The sequence below is a fragment of the Streptomyces marispadix genome (assembly GCF_022524345.1).
GTDB lineage: Bacteria > Actinomycetota > Actinomycetes > Streptomycetales > Streptomycetaceae > Streptomyces > Streptomyces marispadix.
In genome coordinates, this window is sequence record NZ_JAKWJU010000002.1 from 4,471,677 (window position 1) to 4,489,789 (window position 18,113).

The following is an 18,113-nucleotide window of genomic DNA, read 5'->3' on the forward strand; positions in this document are numbered from 1 at the left end:
GGCCGGGCCGGCGGTGTCTGCTGCGTCAAACCGTCAACTCGCCGGGCGGACAGCCGAGTTGCTCGGTCAAACGGCCGGAGGGCGTCAGCCAGCCGGTCCTCTCGGCGACTTCCCGGCCGGGCAGCCGACCTGGCAGTCGAACTCGCCCCGTCAGGCGACGACCTTCGTCTGCTCCGACTCCAGCAGCGCCAGCAGCACCTCCTTGCTCGGCTCCCGGTGGCGCACGTCGCACATCACGATGGGCACCGGCTTCCGCAGGCTCAGGGCGCCCCTTATCTGCTCGACCGTGAAGTCGCATTCGCCGTAGAAGCAGTTGACGCCGATCGCGAACGGAATGCCGCACTGCTCGAAGAAGTCCACGGAGGCGAAGCAGTCGGAGAGCCGCCTTGAATCGGCGAGGATGACCGCTCCGAGCGCTCCGGAGGCGAGGTCCTCCCACATGAACCAGAAGCGTTCCTGGCCCGGCATGCCGAACAGGTACAGCACGTTCTCGGCGTCCTCGTCCAGCGTGATGCGGCCGAAGTCCATGGCGACCGTCGTGGTGGACTTGTCCGGAATTCCCTGGAGGTCGTCGACCCCCAGGCTCGCCTCCGTGATGTCTTCCTCGGTGTTCAGCGGTTCTATCTCGCTGACCGACCCGATCATGGTCGTCTTGCCTACGCCGAAACCGCCCGCGACAAGAATCTTCAATGCCGTCGGCATGGCCGTCGGGGCACGCCGCGGTTCAGAGCTTTCGAATTCCATCGATCACCTTACGCAAAACCCGAGCGTGTTCGTCCGGGGTGTTCTTCTCCGGCCCTGGCTTCTTGACCAGGATGAGCGACCTGTCGGCCAGGTCCCCGCACAGGACCCTCACCACGCTGGCCGGCAGGTCCAGATACGAAGCGATTTCCACGACGGCCAGGGGACGCTCCCTCACCAGGTCGAGGATGGCCGCCGACTCCGGCTGCTCCATGCGCACATCGTGGTCGGAACGCAGACCGTTTCCGACCACCTGGGTAATGAGCGTGAGATCAGAGCGGCTGGGTAAGGTGCGCCCACCCGTGATCGCGTACGGCCGGGTGGTGAATCCGGCCTCTCTGTCGAACCACTGCGGACTATGCGGGGTGCCCATTTATCGAGGCTGGTCACCGGCTGCGACTTCGAGGCGGGGTGCTGCGCCGAGGTGCATGCCGACCTGCTGGACGACTTTCGCCATCTCGTACGCGGCCATTCCCGCGTCGACCTTTTCCGAGGCCAGCAGGGCGAGACGTGAACCGTCGCCGCCCGCGGTGATGAGGAGAAGGACGTTCTCCATCTCGATGACGGTCTGCCGGACCCTTCCGCCGTGAAACCGGCGGGCAGCGCCCTGCGAAAGGCTGTGCAGCCCGGAGGCGAGCGCCGACATGTGGTCGGCGTCGTCCTTGCTGACATCGCGGGAACGTGCGAGAAGCAGCCCGTCCTGGGACAGCACAATGACGTGAAGCGTCTCGGGAACCCGATCCAGCAGGCCGTCAAGTAGCCAATTGAGCTTTTCGTAGACTGGTGACTGCTCGTTCAATGTTCTGGTCCTTCCTCAGGAAACCTCGGTGCCTCGGTCAAGGTCGGGAATCCTCCGGGGAGGCACCGTCGCGCTGTGCGTCCGTCGACTCGGTGCGGGCTTGTCGGCTCGCCCGCTGCACGGCGCCCGCTATCGCCCCTGCCCGGCCCGGGGTGGGCCACGGGGATGTGTCGTCTGCGGGGGGTCGTTCTTCTGCTCGTGACTGTCCGGGCGAGCGGCGCAGTGGTGCTGCGAGGTTCTCGCCCGGCTTTCTCGTGGGCAGTGTCAAGGGTTTCTGCACCGGCTCCGGAGGCTGTGGGGGTTCCTCGTCGAGATGGGGCGCCGCGGTCTCCGGCGCGGGTGCCGCATGTTCCCCGGTGGGAGCCAGCAGCGACACGGACTGCATGGGGGTGTCCACGGCCCTGCGGGGCTTCGAACGCGTCAACAGACCTCCGCCCGTGTAGGCGGGGAAGCCGCCGTGGTCCTCCTCCGGGTCCCGCCAGTCCTCATCGGTGTCCTGTACGTCCCGCACGTCCCGTACGGCGGCCACGGAAGCGGCCGCGGGCGCGGGCGCCGCGACGGCGGGAGCCGGTGCCGCAGCGGCAGCGGGAGCGGAGACCGGCGCGGGCGCCGACTCGGGCTCGGGCATGGGCCGTTCGCGGTGCTCCAGGGCCGGTGGCGCCTGCACCTCCGCTACGGCGGGCCGCTCGGCCGGGGGCGCCTCGGGCCGCTCACGCGGTGGCTCGCTGAGCTTCGGAATGATCGGCGGGGCTTCTTCGAGCAGCTCGTTGGGGATGAGCACGACGGCCTTGGTACCGCCGTACGCGGACTTGCTCAGGGTGATCTCGAGGCCGATGCGGTTGGCCAGAAGTGCCACGACGAACAGGCCGAGTTGGGGGATCTCGCCCAGCCGCGTCACATCCGGCTCGGGCGGGTCGGCGAGCAGCCGGTTGAGGTGCTCGTACTGCTCGCTGTCCATTCCCAGACCGCGGTCGATGACCTCGACGGCCAGCCGTCCGCCGGCGACCTCCTCGGCCCTGACGGTGACGTTGGTGTGCGGGGGCGAGAAGGCGGTGCCGTTCTCGATGAGCGCGGCGAGGATGTGGCCGACGTCAGCGACGACCCGGCCGGAGAGCGAGAACTCCGGTGCGGTCTCCACCTCGATACGGGTGTAGTCGACGGTCTCCGCGACGGCACTGCGCAGCACCTGGAAGACCGGGACGGGCTTGCTCCAGCGGCGGCCCGGCTGGACGCCGACGATGAGCGACTGGTTCTCCAGGTCCCGGCGGAGCCGGGTGACCAGGTGGTCGATCTTGAAGATGTCGGTGAGGAGTTCGGGGTCGTGCTCGCGCCGTTCCAGGCTGTCGATGAGGCTGATGAGCTGGCTTATCAGCAACTGGTTGCGGCGGAGGAGACCGAGGACGACGGTCTCCGCGCCCTCGCGCTTGCGTGCCTTCTGCTCGCTGGTCTCCGCGGCGGCCTTCCACCGCTCGTCGACGGCCTCCGCGATGGTCTCCAACTCCGCGACGGCTGCCCGCTGCTGGCCGCGTATCGCGTCGATCACACGGCTCAGCTCGTCGTCGCCGTCGTCGGCGCGCGGCATCTCCGGGGCGGCGTGGCCCCGTTCGCCGCGGGTGCAGCTCTCGACCAGCTCCGGCAGGGCGCGTTCGGTCCACTGGCCCGTACCGTCGCGCAGCCGGGAGAGCCGTCGTACGAGCGCGAGCGGGGACCGTACGGTCAGGAATCCCGTCAGGCCGAGCACGCCCAGTACGGCGAGGGAACCCGCCCCGGCGGAGAGCAGTGCCTCGTCGGCCCGTTCGGCGCCCTGGGCCGCCAGGCCGTCGAGCGAGGCCGACGTGGCGTCACGCAGGTCCTCGCCGACGGTGTCGGCGGCCGGACGCCACTCGTCGATGCGGTCGGGCAGCGACCAACGCGTCGGCGTGACCCGGGTGTTGGGCAGCGTCGAGCCGGGGGTGCTACGGGCGACCGGGTTCTTGTCGGCGGCGACCGCGTCCTCGACGCGCTGGAGGACGGTCCACTGGGGCGTGTCGGCGATCTTTCGGTAGTCGCGGGCTGCCGACTCGGGGATGTCGCCGGTGTCCATGACCCTGGCGAGCTGCCGCTGGGTGGCGACGTGGCCGAGGAACGACTGCCGTACGCCCGCGCTGAGATGGCCGGAGGGCCCGGCGCTGGCCAGCAGGGAGTCCTCACGGGAGAGCAGCTCGGCGATGTGCGTGAGGGACGCCACGGCGGCGGCGCTGTGCGCGAGCCGGCCGTCGTCGCTGTGGAGCACCGCGGCGAGGAGGGCGATGCCTGCGTCGGTCGTGTCGGTGTAGTAGCCGTAGGCCGAACTGCGGGTGACCGCCCGTGAGTCGACCTGGTTGCGTTCACGGGTGAGTTCGGCGAGGGCTTTCGTCAGGGCGCGTTCCTTGCCGCTGCCCGAGGCCCGGCCGAGATCCGTGCCGGACGACTGGAAGGCCGTGATCGCGTCGTCGGTGCGCGATCGGGCCTCTTCGAGACTCCGGTGCGCCTTGTCCGTACGGTGGCTCTGCCAGGCGACGGTGAGACGGCGCTCGTCCTGAAGGCGGGTCACGAGGGAGTGGACGGACTGCCCGGCCGAGGCACCGGCCTTGGCCTCCGCCCTTAAGGCGAGCCCGCTTTCGACGGAATCGCTCGCCGCGTAGGCCCACATTCCCGCGAGTGCTACCGCGGGTATCAAAATGGGCGAAACCAGCGCAATGCGCAGGGAGCGACGACGTGCAGTCTTCGGCACTCTGTGCCGGTCGCGTTCGTCTGACATCTTCTTCCTCGCGACAGCGGACCGATGGTGGCGCTTAAGAGGGTTTCCGCCGAGTGGGCTCGGTTGTGCCAGTTGATCACTGCATTCGCTGACGCGGCTTTCCCGGCAGATGGCCGGGAACGCTACCAGTTGCGATGCGCCCACGGCGAATGCGAAGCCTCGTCAACCCCCCACGTGATTGCGGGAGTTGACGACGAACGCCGGCCCGGGCGGCGAGTCGGGCCGCCGCCGGGATTCTGCTGTTCACAGGCTATGTCTATCAGTTGTGCGACGAGCCCGGAAAGCAGCGCTCACGCAGATGCGAACCAGAGGTCTGACGCTGTGTGGAAACCGGCCGGTTCGAAAAGATTCCGTGTAGCCGGGCCCGTCGCCGTACCGTCTATAGCCGGGCGAGGAGTTGGGGTGTGTACAGCGCGGTGGCGGGCCGGATTCCGGCAAATATGTCGAAGTAGGTCGATGTGAGACCGGGGTCGGACTGCACCGCGCGCAGCAACGACAGCCGCTTCGGGTGGATTTCCAGCCTGGCGGCCGAGAGCGCGGCACTGTAACTCTCCGACATCAGATTGTCCCGGTCGCCGGAGTAGGCCGCCAATGCCTCGTCCAGACGCGGCTGTCCACCCTCTCCGAGCGCGTCCTCGACGTGCCCCGTCAGGCACTCCGCCTGGAGGAACGCATCGGTGATTCCGCGTGCGGTGATGGAGTCCTTGTGGTGTCCGGCGTCGCCGACGAGCGCCCATCCCGGGCCCGTCGCCTGGCGGAAGAAGTTGCGCTGATGCCCGGTGCCGCGCAGCCGTTCGGTACGCGACTTGCCCCGCAGCACCTCGTATAAGCCGGGGGCGGTGACACGTATCTGTTCGAGATAGGACCGCTCGGCGTCGGCACGTACGTCCTCGAAGGACGACTGCGGAAAGTAGGCGAGAACGAGGGTCGTACGGTCGTTGGTCGGGACCGCGGCGACCCAGCCCCCGGGTCTCTCGTGGAGTTCGAGCCGCGAGGACTCGTGGTCCCAGTAGGAGTAGTAGGCGCAGGTCAGGCGAGGCGTCTCCTGCACGATCGGAGCGCCGCACAGCGAGGCGACCGTGGAGCGCATCCCGTCCGCTCCGATCAACAGCCGTGCGCGCTCGGTGAATTCGCGTCCCTCGTGCCGCGCCCGCACCCCCTGGACGCGGCCGTTCTCGTCGCGCAGCAGCCCGGTGACCGTGCACCGGGAGCGGTACTCGACGCCGGCTTCGGCGGCGGCGTCGGCCAGTACGGGATCGAGGAGATACCGGCGGGGTGCGTAAGCGGCATGGTGGCCGTCGACGCCCCCGCTGCACCCTTCGAGGCGTATGTCCGCCACCTGGTAGAGCACCTTGTCGATGGGCGGGCAGCCGGTGGCGCGTATCCGGTCGAGGAGTCCCCAGCGGCCGAGCGCGGCGACTCCGGGCTGGTGGATGACATGGGTGGAGAGCGTGTCGGTACCGTGTTCGCTTCTGTCGAGCAGAAGCACCCGGTATCCGGCACGCGCGAGCAACATGGCCGTGGGTGATCCGGCGCACCGGGCGCCCACCACGATGACGTCGAACATGCCTGAATCTCGCAGACGTTGATGAGGTCACTGGGTCTCAGGGTGCTCGGTGCGCTCGGATGCGTCCCGGGCCTTCAGGAGCGGTGCTCCTCCAGGGCGGTCGCCAGGGCTTTTCTGTCGACCTTGCCGTTGGGGTTCAGCGGTAGCTGCTCCAGGGTCGTGATGCGGCGCGGAAGCATGTACGAGGGCAGGCGGGCGCTGAGGGTGCGGTACATGCTCTCGGTGTCGTCGTGGCTCGCGGTGACTGCCGCCTCCAGGTCCTGTTCGCCGTTGCGGCCGGTCACGGCTATGACGATCGCGTCACGCACGCCCGGGTGCCGTCTGAGGAGCGCTTCGATCTCCCCGAGTTCGATCCGGTAGCCGCGGATGTGCACCTGGTGGTCCGTACGTCCCAGGTGCACTAGCTGCCCGTCGATGCGGACGACCCGGTCGCCGGTGCGGTACCAACTCTCGTCCGTGGGCGCCGAGTCGCCCGGCCGTGGCCTTGCCGTGCCGTCGTCGCCGGTCCACAGGAAGCGGCCGGCGTTGTCGGCGGGATCGAGATAGCCGGGGAAGCGCTGCACCCCGCGCAGGCACAACTCGCCGTCCTCGGCGGGCTCCCCGTCCTCGTCGAGTACGAGGTGGTCCACCGTCGGATAGCAACTGCCGATCGGCACCGTGCCGTTGGGCGACTCGGGCCAGTCGGCGGTGTCGTCCGGGAGCCGGTAGCCGACGCAGGTGCAGGTCAGCTCGGTCGGCCCGTACAGGTTGTCGATCGTGCTGTTCGGCGCGGCGGCCCGCCACAGCCGCGCGCTGGTGAGGGACAGCGGCTCGCCGCCGAAGAGGCTTCTTCGCAGCGTCGGCATGCTGCCCGGCTTCAGGGTGCCGAGCCGGTCCGCGAAGGACACCAGCGAAGGCACCGACCACCAGTGCGTTATCCGCGCCGAGTTGACGAACGAGACGGGCGACAGCAACTGGCTGCGCTGTGGCACGACCAGCGTGCCGCCGCGATACCACGTGACGAACAGGTCGTAGACCGAGCCGTCGAAGGAGAGATCGAAGGTCTGGGAGCAGCGGCTCCCGGGGCCCACGTCGTAGAGCCCGCTCACGTAGTCGACGTAGGCCGTGACACTGCGGTGGAGCACCGGCACGCCCTTGGGCGTACCGGTGGAACCCGAGGTGAAGACGATGTACGCGACGTCGTCCGGCGCGGCCGGGCACTCGGGCAGGTCCGCGGGGGCCGCCTCCGCGGCGAGCCCCGCGACCTCCTCCGGGCTCAACGTCAGCTTGGGAACGGTCAGTTCGCCGGTCGCTGGATGAGGGTCGGTGATGAGGAGGCCGAGGTCCGCGGCCTCGGCGATGGCCGCGTTTCGGCCCGGCGGATAGTCGGGGTTGAGCGGCACCACGGTGGCGCCGGTCCGCAGCACCGCGAGATAGCCCACGTAGGAGCCGATCGAGCGGTTGGAGAGCAGGCCGATGCGACGGGGGACACGGCCGTCGGCACCGGCGTGCGAACTGATCAGCCGCGCCGCCAACGCGTCGGCCGCACCCAGGAGTTGGCGGTAGGTCAGCTTGTGCCCGCCGACCTCCAGGGCGGTGTGTCCATCGTGCCGTGACGCTGCGGAGGCGAACTGCCCGTAGAGGTTGCGATGATGAACGCTCATACGGTCTGGGCCTCCAACTGCCGGAGGAATATCCGCAGTTGGCCCACAGTGTGCAGCGACGCCAGCGCCTCGGGATCGATCTCGAAGCTGTGCTCCTGCGCCAGCTTCGCGATGATCTCGATCCGCGCCAGCGAGTCGATGCCGATCTCCGAGAGCAGGGAGCTGTCCCGGTACTCCGACGCGGCACGCGCGTGTTCGCCCAGCAGCGCCTCCGCCAGGTCGTCGCCGCCCTCGTCGCCCGCGGCCTCGCCCGGCCAGTAGCGCCGGGTCTGCCAGGGATAGCCGGGCAGCGGCACGAAGACGCAGTCCGCGCCGAAGAGCGTCTTCCACTCCACGTCGCGTCCCGCGGCATACCGTGCGGCGACGGACGGCAGGTCCTGGTCCTGGTCGCATGTCGGGTCCGGCTCCTGGGGGACGCTCAAGTCGTCCGCGCCGGCGGGCACTTGACCGCGCAGCCGCTCTTGCAGCGCGCTGACCGCCTCCGCGTGCGAGGACGCCACGACCGCCATACGGTGCTCGTGGTGCTGGCGGCGCGTCGCCGCGCTGTAGCAGATGTCGCGCAGGGCGAAGGCCGCGCCCTTGCCGCCGGGGGAGAGATGGCGGACGTAGGCGAGCGCCAGCTCCTCGAGCGCCGCGGGGCTGCGGGCGGACAGCGGCAGCAGATACGCCCTGCCGTCGTCAGCGGACGCGCCCGCGCCGCCGGGGGAGGAGAGCGGTTCTCCCTCGCGCAGCACCACATGGGCGTTGAGACACGAGGCGCCCTGACCGGTGACCCCGGCGATCGCGGGCCGTCCGCGGTCGGGGAACTCCCGCATCCCCGTGGGCACTTCGAGCGGCACCTCTTCCCAGGGGATGAGCGGCGTCGGGCTCGACAGGTGCAGGTTGGGCGGGATGCGGCGGTGCTCCAGGCACAGCACGGTCTTGATCAGCCCGGCGATGCTTCCGGCGCCCTCCGCGTAGCCGATGTTGGTCTTGATCGAGCCGACATAGCAGGGACGGTCGGCCGGCCTGCCCTCGCCCACGACCGTTCCCAGCGCGGCCAGCTCCGCCTGGTCGAGCGTGGGCGCGCCGGAGCCGTGCGCCTCGACGAAGTCCACCTCGGACGGGGCGACTTCGGCGTCCTCGTACGCCCACCTGAGCACTGCCGTCTGACCCTCGACGGACGGCGCGAGCAGCGAATCGCCGCTGTGGCCGTTGTTGTTGACCGCGCTTCCCTGGATGACGGCTCGTATTCGGTCGCCGTCGGCCCGCGCGGCGGCGAGCGGTTTGAGCACGACGACCCCCACCCCGTCGCTCGGCGCGAAACCGTCGGCGCCCGCGTCGGCGAACTTGCTGCGTCCGTCGTGCGCGAGCGTCCCGGCCTGCGTCATCATGACGGCCTCGTCGGGGCGCAGCGCGATGTTCACACCCGCCACCACGGCGAGCGGGACCTCCTGTGCGCGGATGCTCTGGACGGCCGCGTGCACCGCCGCCAGCGAGGACGAACAGGCCGTGTCTATCAGCACGCTCGGCCCGCGAAGATCGAGCTGGTACGACAGCCGCGCGGCCAGAAGTGCCCTGAAGTTGTTGAGCTGTGACGCCGTGACGGTCTCCAGCCCCTGGCGGAACTGGCGTTCAAGGAAGTCGCCGCGGGTGTTGCCCACGTAGACGCCGGTACGGCCCCCCGCCAGTTCCTCCGGAATCTGGCCCGCGTCCTCCAGCGCCTCCCAGGCGGTCATCAGCAGAAGCCGCTGCTGGGGATCGATGTCCGCGGCCTCCCCCGGTGACATGCCGAAGAATCCGGCGTCGAACTCGGCGATCGCGTCCAGATAGCCCGCACGGCGGCTGATCACCGTGCCCGGCTCGGGGTGTGCGGAGTACATCGCGTCGACGTCGTACCGCTCTGACGGCGTCTCGCTTGTGGCGTCGTGACCGTTTCGCAGGATTTCCCACAGTTGGTCGGGATCCGCGGCGCCGGGGAACTTGCAGGCCATGCCGATGACAGCCACCGACCGGGTTTCGTTGCCCATCGCTTCTCGCCTCACTACCGCCCCTCCATTGCCTTCGTGACGCGCGATGATGATGCTGCCACCCGCTCATCAGCATTCCACCGTGGCTCTAACTTGATGCGTTCGGGACATCTCGCCCAGTGACGTACTGGGCGGTAAGGCGCAGTAACGGCATCGGGGACAGCCTTTTGAGGGGCATATGCCTGGAACATGGCTTTTTTTCTTCACCGTTTCTTGGCCACCTGTGCTCACTGTTTTCGCATGCAGAGCGTGGCCGGAATTGAAGATTGGCGGGAAGCTTTCGCTGGGTGAACGGTCCGCCGGTGCGCCGCGCCTGCTCATCGCCGTCCCGTCCCCGCTCATGGCCGCGCGTGCGCGCGGTGCTGCCTCAAGTCCCGGGAAGCGCGCCAGGACAGTACGCGCCATCTCTGGTTTCATGTGCGGCCATGGACTCCACTGCCTCCAAGGACGCGCGGCTCGCGGATGAGCAGCGCGAGCGCCGGCTCCAGCGCCTCGGCCTCAACTCCCCTGAGCCTGAAGAGAAGTTCGACCGCATAGCCACTCTGGCGAGCAGTCTCGCCGATGCTCCCATCGCCATGGTCAACTTCATCGGCGGCCAGCAGATGTTCCGCGGTCTGTGCTTCCCGACCTCCGAGCAGAAGGGCGATCGCGCGGGTGTGCCCTTCGGGATCGGCGATCTGCCTCCGGCACCGGACTCGCGGGACGCGCCCATCGACATCGGCTTCTGCCCCCATGTGGTGCGCCAGAAGGCCCAGTTGGCGATCGAGGACGTTCTGGCGAGCCGTCACTACCGCAACAACCCGGTGGTGGAGGCGCTGAACGTGCGCGCGTACCTCGGTACGCCGCTCCAGGACAACACCGGCCTCATCATCGGCACCGTGACGGTCGCCGACGTACGGCCGCACCGCTGGACGGAGAAGCAGAAGTCGGAAATGCAGTTCCTGGCCGAGACGTTGAAGCCGGAATTCCAGCTTCGAGACAGCGTTCTCGCCCAACAGGACGAACTGCTCGCCGTGTTCGACCGTGCGCCGTTCCCGATGATGCTCACTCAGGGTCCCGAGCATCTGCTGCGTTTCGCCAACACCCGGCAGGGGACCGCTTTCGGGCGGGCCGACCTGCTCACTCCCGGGCGTGAGGCCTACCCCTCCCTGAAGGAGGCGGGGATCTTCGACTCGATGGACTGGGTCCTCCAGGAAGGCCAGGTCACCGAGTTGCGGAGCGTGACGCTGCCGCTGCACGGCACCGATCTCGCCCAGCGTTTCGACATCACCTGCACTCCGGTACGGCTGCGTCCCGAGGCGCCCGTCAATTCCGTACTTACGACGGCGATCAGGACCGCCGAGTCGGTGCAGGGAAGCGAACAGCAGAAGATGGCACAGGACTTGGTGTCGCGTTTCGCCAACCCGGCGCAGCCTTCGGAGAATTGAGGACGCGGCGGATTCGGGGAGCGCCCGCCGCCCCCTGGCGGGGAAGGCGCAAGAGGGGGCTGGTGAGAGGGATTTGAGACGGAACCGGCCGGTCACCGGCACCGGCACGGTCCCCTCCGCCTCCCTTATGCGCACTGCCCCTTCCGCGCACGGCCCCTTCAGCGCACGGCCGCTTCCGCTTCCCGGCGCGCGTGGGGCTGTATGCCTACGGACGTATGGATGTACGGGCGTACGGGCGTATGGCCGTACGTCAGGGCGTCGTCGAGCCGTCTTCCGGGGTGTGTTCCACGGCTTCCGCAGCGGCGGCCGTAGCTGCCGTGGTGCCCGTAGCCGCGGCAGGGGTGGTGCCCGTATCGCGACCGGCCAGTGCCAGCAGCACGCCCATCGCGACGAGGATCTCGAACACGGCCGTGGAGAGCCAGAGTTGATCGCGCGTGGAGAGTCCGGCGAAGCCGCCGAGCAGACCGGCCTTGGCGGCGAAGGAGAGACGGAAGAGACCCAGCCCGAGCAGCGGCCCGCACACCGTCATGCCCAGCGGCCGTGAGTACGTGGTACGGCCGAGGGCGGCGAACGCCGCGCACAGGGAGACCAGGGCGAGCGCACAGCCGTACCAGCTGTCCGGCACGGCGAGCAGCGTGGCCAGGGCCCTGTCGCCGGTGAAGTGGTGCGAATACAGCTCCCAGCCCTGCTGGGCGAGCGAGTGGATCTCCCAGGAGACCAGCGACGCGGTGACGGCGAAGAGCATCACGCAGGCGGCCACGGCTCCGTTCCGTGTGGGGCGCGCGGGCGGCTCGTCACGGGTGGCGGTGCCCGGATCGCCGCCGGTGGTGGTGCCCCGGGCGCGCGTGCTCCCGTCCGTGAGCGCGTTCGCGAACTCGCCCGCGTCGTCCCCGCGTTGGGCCTGGCCCTGGTCCTGATCAACGCCATGGCCGCCCTGGTCCTGACCCCCGCCCTGGTCCTGACCCTCGCTCTGGTCTCCGCCCCGGTCGTCCCCCTCCCCGGCGTACGACGGCACGCGCCTCCGCCCCGCGGCCGCCAGTACGACCAGGGCGACGCCCGCCACCAGCATCGCGATCACGCTGGTGAGCACCTGGTTGCGCAGCGCGTCGGAGACGCCGCCCTTGACCCAACTCGCGTTCAGATTCCACAGGGTGGGGACCCGCAGGAGGATCGTCACCACGCCCGTGGAGGCGAGGACGCCGCTCGCCGCCGACGAGACGGACGCCGTGACGGCACTGACCGTATAGAGGACGAGCAGCGTGGGCTCCACGAAGGAGCTGGCCCATATGCCGTCCTGTGCGCGGAAGATCAGCCCGGACCACATCCACCACGCGTCCGTGACGGCGGTGGCCTTCTCGAAGTCGCGCACGATCCAGGCGAGATCGAGCAGCGCGAGCGCGGCCAGCAGTACGGCGCGCGGCGGTACGCGCGCCGGGTCTCAGCATCCTGCCCTGGCTCATTGACGCCCCCCGGCGGTGCGGTTACCCGATCGCCGCTCGTTCGGTCAGGACGGCGGCGTCGTAGCGTCGGGCAAGCCTACTGTGGCGTTTCATGGCGGTTCACGGCGGCTGCGGACAGGCCCCTTCGGGCGGGAGCAACCCGGGGGAGGAATCGGGGAGGACCGCCGGGGGCGACACCCCGCGTGGCGGGCCGGGCCGCCGCGGCACGCACCGCCGCGGCCCGGCCCTACGGCCCCCGCAAGGCCGTACGAAGTTCAGAGTCCGAGGTTCGTATATCGGAGCGGAGTCGGCTGAGTTGCGGTCGTGTTAACCGTCTTCAGGAACCCATATGACGACATGTCTCATAGGCGGCGAGGCCGTCAAGCACGCTGTGACCTCAATCTGCAAAACCTTCGCTCAAGATGCGCCGGGGGTCCACATGCTGAAGCCGGTACCCCTTGACTGAGCAGTTATTGACTTGCAAAGTCTCCTCAACCCATGGCACGGACTGTCCGCGTGCCAACGCATGGATCTATCCGCATAGATTGACGAGCGCGGGGGCGCAGACACGATGACAAGTCCATCCCAGGCCGCGATCGCCGGGGCAGAGACCCCAGAGCCCGACGGCGCCGGCCTGACCACCGAGCCGGCAGGCGGCCAAGAGGCCGTGAAAGACCAGCTCGTGGGCCGCTCTCCCGGCCAGCTCATGTGGATGCGCTTCAAGCGCGACCGTACGGGCGTCATATCGGCCATCGTCGTCCTCGCGGTCTTCGCGATCGCGGCGCTGGCCCCCGTTATCTCCTGGCTCTACGGCAAGAATCCGTGGACCCGTTACGGGCAGGAACGGCCGGGGCTGCTCAACGACAACGCCTACCCGATCAAGCCCAACGGCGGCATCGACAGCGAGTTCTGGTTCGGTCTCGAACCGGGCCTCGGGCGGGACGTGCTCACCCAGCTCGTCTACGGGATGCGCACCTCGCTCTCCCTGGCGATCGTCATCACGATCCTCTCGGTGGGCCTCGCCATCGTGATCGGCGTCGCGGGCGGCTACATGGGCGGCAAGACGGACTACTTCCTGGGCCGTCTCACCGACCTGATGATGTCGTTCCCGAACCAGCTCTTCTTCGTCGCGTTCACACCGGTGATCGCGGCCCTCATGGTCAGCCCGCAGGACGAGATGCCGATCTGGCTCCGTGCCTCCGTGCTGATCTTCGTCATGTGGCTGCTGGGCTGGATGACGCTCGCCCGGCTGCTGCGGGGACAGGTACTGACCCTGCGCGAGCGGGAGTTCATCGAGGCGGCGAAGGTCGCGGGCACTCCGCCCTGGCGGATCATCCGCAAGGAGCTGCTCCCGAACGTGGTCACGCCGATCCTCGTCCAGGCCACCTACATGCTCCCGAACTTCGTGACCGGCGTCGCCGGCCTCTCCTTCCTCGGAGTCGGCATGCCGGACTCGGTCCCGGACTGGGGCCGGATGTTCGCCACGGGTGCCGAGGTGTACCAGAGCGACATCACATACATGATCTTCCCCGGCGTCGCGATGGTGGTCTTCATCGTCGCGTTCAACCTGCTCGGGGACTCGGTCAGGGACGCCTTCGACCCGAAATCGGGACGTTGAAGACCGAGCGGCGGGGGGTGCTGCCACCCCAGCACCGTATGAGTCAGGCAGCAACGGACAACCGACAGGCAGGTGCTACCACACCATGAGCACATTCAGGATGCGTACGGCGCGCGTCTCCGTCGTGGGGCTCGCCGCGGGCGCTCTCATCCTTACGGGATGCAGCAGCGGCGGCGGAGGCGACGCCGGGGGCGTGAGCAAGGACGACGCCGCGAAGCAGCAGGTCCGATACGACTTCGGTGACGCCGCGGCCTCGAAGGGCCCGGCCGAGCCGATCAAGGGCGCCCAGAAGGGCGGCGACCTCACCGTCTACCAGCGGGACAGCTACGCCCACCTCGACCCCGCGCAGATGTACGTGAGCGACGAGGGCACCATGTCCCAGCTCATCCACCGTCGTCTGACCACTTACAAGCGTGACAGCGCCGGCAAGTACACCGTCGTCGGCGACCTGGCCACCGACAGCGGTACGCCCTCTAAGGACAAGAGGTCCTGGAAGTACACGCTGAAGGACGGCGTGAAGTGGGAGGACGGCTCCCCGATCACGTCGAAGGACATACGCCACACCTTCGAGCGGCAGTTCGCGCCGTTCATCTCCGAGGGCCCGGTCTTCATCCAGCAGTGGCTGGCGGGCAAGAGCGGCACCGGCTACCGCAAGCTGCTCCCCGACGGTCCCTTCAAGGGCGACCACCTGCCCGACAAGACCCTGGAGACCCCGGACGACAAGACCATCGTCTTCCACTTCAAGGACCCGCAGCCCGACCTGCCCTACGCGCTGGGCATGGTGGGTTACGCCGCGGTCCAGAAGAAGGGCGACACGAAGGAGAAGTACGACAAGAAGCCGGTCTCCTCCGGCCCGTACAAGATCGCCTCCTTCAAGTCCGGCAAGAGCATGAAGCTCGTCCGGAACAAGGAATGGGACCCGAACACGGACTCGGTGCGCCACCAGTACCCGGACGCGCACAACATCCAGTTCGGTGTCTCCTTCGAGGCCTCGACGAAGCGCCTCGTCTCCGACAGCGCCGAGAACCAGACCGCGGTCAGCTACAACAACCAGGTCGACGCCTCCAGCATGCAGTCGGTGCGCTCCGACCCGAAGGTCAAGAAGCGCTCCCTGTCCGGCTACCAGCCCTACGTCGGCAAGATCTCGCTGAACATGGACCGCCTGAAGGACAAGCGGGTCCGCGAGGCCATCGCCTACGCGCTTCCCGCGCAGTCCCTGCTCCAGGCGTTCGGCGGCTCCGGCGGCGGTGAGCTGGCGGGCAACTACCTCAGCCCGACGGTCGCCGGCCACAGCGAGTCGGACCCGTACGGCAAGGTCAAGAACCCGCAGGGCGACGTGAAGAAGGCCAAGCGGATCCTGAAGGAAGCCGGCAAGGACGGCATGAAGCTGACCTTCGCCTTCCAGAACTCCCCGGAGTGGTCGGACTTCTCCATCGCGGCGAAGGACAACCTCACCAAGGCCGGATTCGACGTCCAGCTCAAGGACATCGTGACGGACACCTACTACGACCAGATCGGCAAGGTCAAGAACAAGTACGACATGTACCACTCCTCCTGGGGTGCCGACTGGCCGAGCGCCGGCACGGTTGTTCCGCCCACGCTGGACGGTCGTCAGGTGCAGGACGGTGCGTCGAACTACTCGCACTACAACAACCCGAAGATGAACAAGGAGATGGACCGCATCTCCAGGATCGCGAACGCCGACAAGGCCGCGAAGGAATGGGCCAAGCTCGCAGACAAGATCCTCAAGGAGGACCTGCCTGACGTGCCGCTCATGTACTACAAGCAGATCCAGCTCTACGGATCGAAGGTCGGCGGCGCCGTGATGAACGACGTCCTCAGCAGCATCGACCCGACCCAGCTGTACATCAAGAAGTAACAGCGCACACGGCGCGGTTGCTCGCGCCGGCCGTGGTGCCCGCCCTCCTGGGGGCCCTCTCGGGGGTCTTCCCCGGGGGCGGGCGCCACGGGCCGTTCCCCCACCCCTGAATCCGCTGCCCACGAGAGCTGCGTTCCGTCATGCTTCGTTTCCTCGTCCGCCGGACCCTCGGCGCGATGGTGATCCTGCTGATCATCAGCGCGGTCACCTTCTTCCTCTTCTACGCCGTACCGCGAGATCCGGCGATGCTGGCCTGTGGCAAGAACTGCACGCCGGACGCGCTGGAAGTCATCCGCAAGAACATGGGCATCGACGAGCCCATCCCGATGCAGTACTGGCACTTCATGATCGGCATCGTCGCGGGCCGTGACTTCGCCCAAGGGGCCTGCCCCGCACCGTGCTTCGGCTACTCGTTCGCCAACTCGGACCCGGTCTGGAACACCATCCTCGACCGCTTCCCGACGACCGTGTCGCTGACCGTGGGAGGCGCGGTCGTCTTCCTGATCATCGGTCTCGGCGCCGGCATGATCGCGGCCTGGAAGCGCGGCACCCTCGCCGACAAGGTCTTCAGCACCGCCTCGCTGGTGCTCAGCTCGATGCAGATCTACTTCGTGGGCCCCCTGGTCATGGCACTGCTGGTGTTCAACCTCGGCCTCCTGGACCAGCCCGCGTACGTGCCGCTGACGGAGGACCCGGCCGGCTGGTTCATGGGCCTGCTCATCCCGTGGATGGTGATCCAGATCATCTTCACGGCCAACTACACGCGTCTCGCCCGCTCTTCGATGATCGAGCAGCTAGCGGAGGACCACGTCCGCACGGCGAGGGCGAAGGGCATGTCGGGGAAGTTCGTCTTCTTCCGCTACGCCTGGCGCGGCTCGCTCATCCCCATCGTGACGATCTTCGGCGTCGACCTCGGGTCGCTGCTCGGCGGCGCGATGATCACCGAGTGGACGTTCTCGCTCCCGGGCCTCGGGAAGCTGGCTGTCGAGTCCGTGGAGAACACCGACCTGCCCATGGTGATGGGCGTGATGCTCTTCTCCGCGACCTTCATCATCCTCTTCAACGTCATCGTGGACGCCGCATACGCATTCATCGACCCGCGCGTGCGGCTGGCCTAGGAGTACCGCTGTGACCACCCTGACCCAGGAAGCGGACGTCCCGGCACCGCGCGACGCGGGCGCCTCCGGCGCGTTCCTCTCCGTACGAGACCTGTACGTGCACTTCGACACCGAGGGCGGCACCGTCAAGGCCGTCGACGGGCTCTCCTTCGACCTGGAGCGCGGCAGCACCCTCGGCATCGTCGGCGAGTCCGGCTCCGGCAAGTCGGTGACGAACCTGTCGATCCTCGGGCTGCACAACCCGAAGAAGACCGCCGTCTCCGGTGAAATCCTGCTGGACGGCCAGGAGTTGACCGGCGCACGCGAGAAGACCCTCGAATCGCTGCGCGGCAACAAGATGGCCATGATCTTCCAGGACCCGCTGACGGCGCTCTCGCCGTACTACACCGTGGGCCGCCAGATCGCCGAGCCGTACCGCAAGCACATGGGCGCATCCAAGCGCGAGGCGCATCTGCGGGCGGTCGAGATGCTCGACAAGGTCGGCATCCCCAACGCCAAGCTGCGCGTGGACGACTACCCGCACCAGTTCAGCGGCGGCATGCGGCAGCGCGCCATGATCGCGATGGCGCTGGTGTGCAACCCCGACCTGCTGATCGCGGACGAGCCGACGACCGCGCTCGACGTGACCGTACAGGCGCAGATCCTCGACCTGCTCAAGGACCTTCAGCAGGAGTTCGGTTCGGCGATCATCTTCATCACCCACGACCTGGGTGTGATCGCCAACGTCGCGGACGACATCCTCGTGATGTACGGCGGCCGTGCCGTCGAGCGCGGAAGCGTCGCCGAAGTGCTGCGCGCGCCCCGGCACCCCTACACCTGGGGACTGTTGAGTTCCATGCCGCGCCTCTCCAGCGACGTCAACGAAGAGCTGGTCCCGATCAAGGGCACACCCCCGAGCCTGCTCGCGCCGCCTCCTGGCTGCCCGTTCCACCCGCGGTGCAACTACGTGGACGAGGTGGCCGGCGACAAGTCCTGCTCCGCCGACCGGCCCGTGCTGCCGGCCGGGCGTGGCGCCGCCTGCCATCTGACGGCCGAGCAGAAGAAGACCTTCTTCATCGAGCAGATCAAACCCCGGCTGGGCTAGGGAGAATCAC

General features: G+C 68.2%; 13 protein-coding genes. 5 read left to right on the forward strand and 8 right to left on the reverse strand.

The genetic code is table 11. The features are described from left to right. Positions 1-150: 150 nt before the first annotated feature. From MMA15_RS18825 to MMA15_RS18855, 7 genes are all read right to left on the reverse strand, one after another. Entirely contained in the window at positions 151-744 is a 594-nt protein-coding gene (locus MMA15_RS18825; RefSeq protein WP_241061286.1) for a GTP-binding protein, read from the reverse strand. After that, positions 725-1,114, reverse strand: coding sequence for a DUF742 domain-containing protein (locus MMA15_RS18830; protein WP_241061288.1), 390 nt, complete (start codon positions 1,112-1,114; stop codon positions 725-727). The genes MMA15_RS18825 and MMA15_RS18830 overlap by 20 nt, the downstream gene beginning before the upstream one ends. Further along, positions 1,115-1,540: a roadblock/LC7 domain-containing protein gene (locus tag MMA15_RS18835; RefSeq protein WP_241061290.1), complete on the reverse strand. Its 426-nt coding sequence runs from the start codon at positions 1,538-1,540 to the stop codon at positions 1,115-1,117. A 37-nt stretch (positions 1,541-1,577) separates the two neighbouring features. Further along, complete coding sequence (locus tag MMA15_RS18840; protein WP_241061292.1) at positions 1,578-4,211, reverse strand: sensor histidine kinase; 2,634 nt, start codon at positions 4,209-4,211, stop codon at positions 1,578-1,580. Between the two features lie 487 nt (positions 4,212-4,698). After that, positions 4,699-5,886 (reverse strand): NAD(P)/FAD-dependent oxidoreductase, encoded by a 1,188-nt coding sequence (locus MMA15_RS18845; RefSeq protein WP_241061294.1) that lies wholly within the window; start codon positions 5,884-5,886, stop codon positions 4,699-4,701. Between the two features lie 74 nt (positions 5,887-5,960). Next, positions 5,961-7,529, reverse strand: coding sequence for an amino acid adenylation domain-containing protein (locus MMA15_RS18850; RefSeq protein ID WP_241061296.1), 1,569 nt, complete (start codon positions 7,527-7,529; stop codon positions 5,961-5,963). Further along, a complete protein-coding gene (locus tag MMA15_RS18855; protein ID WP_241061298.1) occupies positions 7,526-9,538 on the reverse strand; it encodes a beta-ketoacyl synthase N-terminal-like domain-containing protein in 2,013 nt (670 codons plus the stop codon). Before MMA15_RS18855 ends, MMA15_RS18850 begins: the two co-directional genes overlap by 4 nt. A gap of 425 nt (positions 9,539-9,963) precedes the next feature. On the opposite strand from MMA15_RS18855, the gene MMA15_RS18860 reads away from it, so the two are divergent. Continuing rightward, positions 9,964-10,965 carry a GAF domain-containing protein gene (locus tag MMA15_RS18860; RefSeq protein WP_241061300.1) on the forward strand — a complete coding sequence of 334 codons (1,002 nt, stop codon included), beginning with the start codon at positions 9,964-9,966 and terminating at the stop codon, positions 10,963-10,965. Between the two features lie 250 nt (positions 10,966-11,215). Here the strand turns inward: MMA15_RS18860 and MMA15_RS18865 are convergent, their stop codons facing one another. Next, on the reverse strand, positions 11,216-12,334 hold the full coding sequence (locus MMA15_RS18865; protein WP_241061302.1) for a hypothetical protein: 1,119 nt from the start codon (positions 12,332-12,334) through the stop codon (positions 11,216-11,218). Between the two features lie 641 nt (positions 12,335-12,975). On the opposite strand from MMA15_RS18865, the gene MMA15_RS18870 reads away from it, so the two are divergent. The 4 genes from MMA15_RS18870 to MMA15_RS18885 all read left to right on the forward strand — a co-directional run bounded on the left by MMA15_RS18870 (position 12,976) and on the right by MMA15_RS18885 (position 18,103). Beyond that, positions 12,976-14,022 (forward strand): ABC transporter permease, encoded by a 1,047-nt coding sequence (locus tag MMA15_RS18870; protein WP_241061304.1) that lies wholly within the window; start codon positions 12,976-12,978, stop codon positions 14,020-14,022. Between the two features lie 85 nt (positions 14,023-14,107). After that, on the forward strand, positions 14,108-15,901 hold the full coding sequence (locus MMA15_RS18875; protein WP_241061306.1) for an ABC transporter substrate-binding protein: 1,794 nt from the start codon (positions 14,108-14,110) through the stop codon (positions 15,899-15,901). 140 nt (positions 15,902-16,041) lie between these two features. After that, positions 16,042-17,019, forward strand: a complete 978-nt coding sequence (locus MMA15_RS18880) for an ABC transporter permease (protein WP_241061308.1) — start codon at positions 16,042-16,044, stop codon at positions 17,017-17,019. A 10-nt stretch (positions 17,020-17,029) separates the two neighbouring features. Further along, on the forward strand, positions 17,030-18,103 hold the full coding sequence (locus tag MMA15_RS18885; RefSeq protein WP_241061310.1) for an ABC transporter ATP-binding protein: 1,074 nt from the start codon (positions 17,030-17,032) through the stop codon (positions 18,101-18,103). The last annotated feature ends 10 nt before the right edge of the window (positions 18,104-18,113 follow it).

Excerpts from the sequence above, each read along its gene's own strand:
- MMA15_RS18825 (WP_241061286.1), bottom strand. The coding sequence starts at position 744 with ATGGAATTCGAAAGCTCTGAACCGCGGCGTGCCCCGACGGCCATGCCG.
- MMA15_RS18880 (WP_241061308.1), top strand. The coding sequence starts at position 16,042 with ATGCTTCGTTTCCTCGTCCGCCGGACCCTCGGCGCGATGGTGATCCTG.
- MMA15_RS18840 (WP_241061292.1), bottom strand. The coding sequence starts at position 4,211 with ATGTGGGCCTACGCGGCGAGCGATTCCGTCGAAAGCGGGCTCGCCTTA.
- MMA15_RS18855 (WP_241061298.1), bottom strand. The coding sequence starts at position 9,538 with ATGGGCAACGAAACCCGGTCGGTGGCTGTCATCGGCATGGCCTGCAAG.
- MMA15_RS18860 (WP_241061300.1), top strand. The coding sequence starts at position 9,964 with ATGGACTCCACTGCCTCCAAGGACGCGCGGCTCGCGGATGAGCAGCGC.
- MMA15_RS18830 (WP_241061288.1), bottom strand. The coding sequence starts at position 1,114 with ATGGGCACCCCGCATAGTCCGCAGTGGTTCGACAGAGAGGCCGGATTC.
- MMA15_RS18870 (WP_241061304.1), top strand. The coding sequence starts at position 12,976 with ATGACAAGTCCATCCCAGGCCGCGATCGCCGGGGCAGAGACCCCAGAG.
- MMA15_RS18845 (WP_241061294.1), bottom strand. The coding sequence starts at position 5,886 with ATGTTCGACGTCATCGTGGTGGGCGCCCGGTGCGCCGGATCACCCACG.
- MMA15_RS18875 (WP_241061306.1), top strand. The coding sequence starts at position 14,108 with ATGAGCACATTCAGGATGCGTACGGCGCGCGTCTCCGTCGTGGGGCTC.
- MMA15_RS18850 (WP_241061296.1), bottom strand. The coding sequence starts at position 7,529 with ATGAGCGTTCATCATCGCAACCTCTACGGGCAGTTCGCCTCCGCAGCG.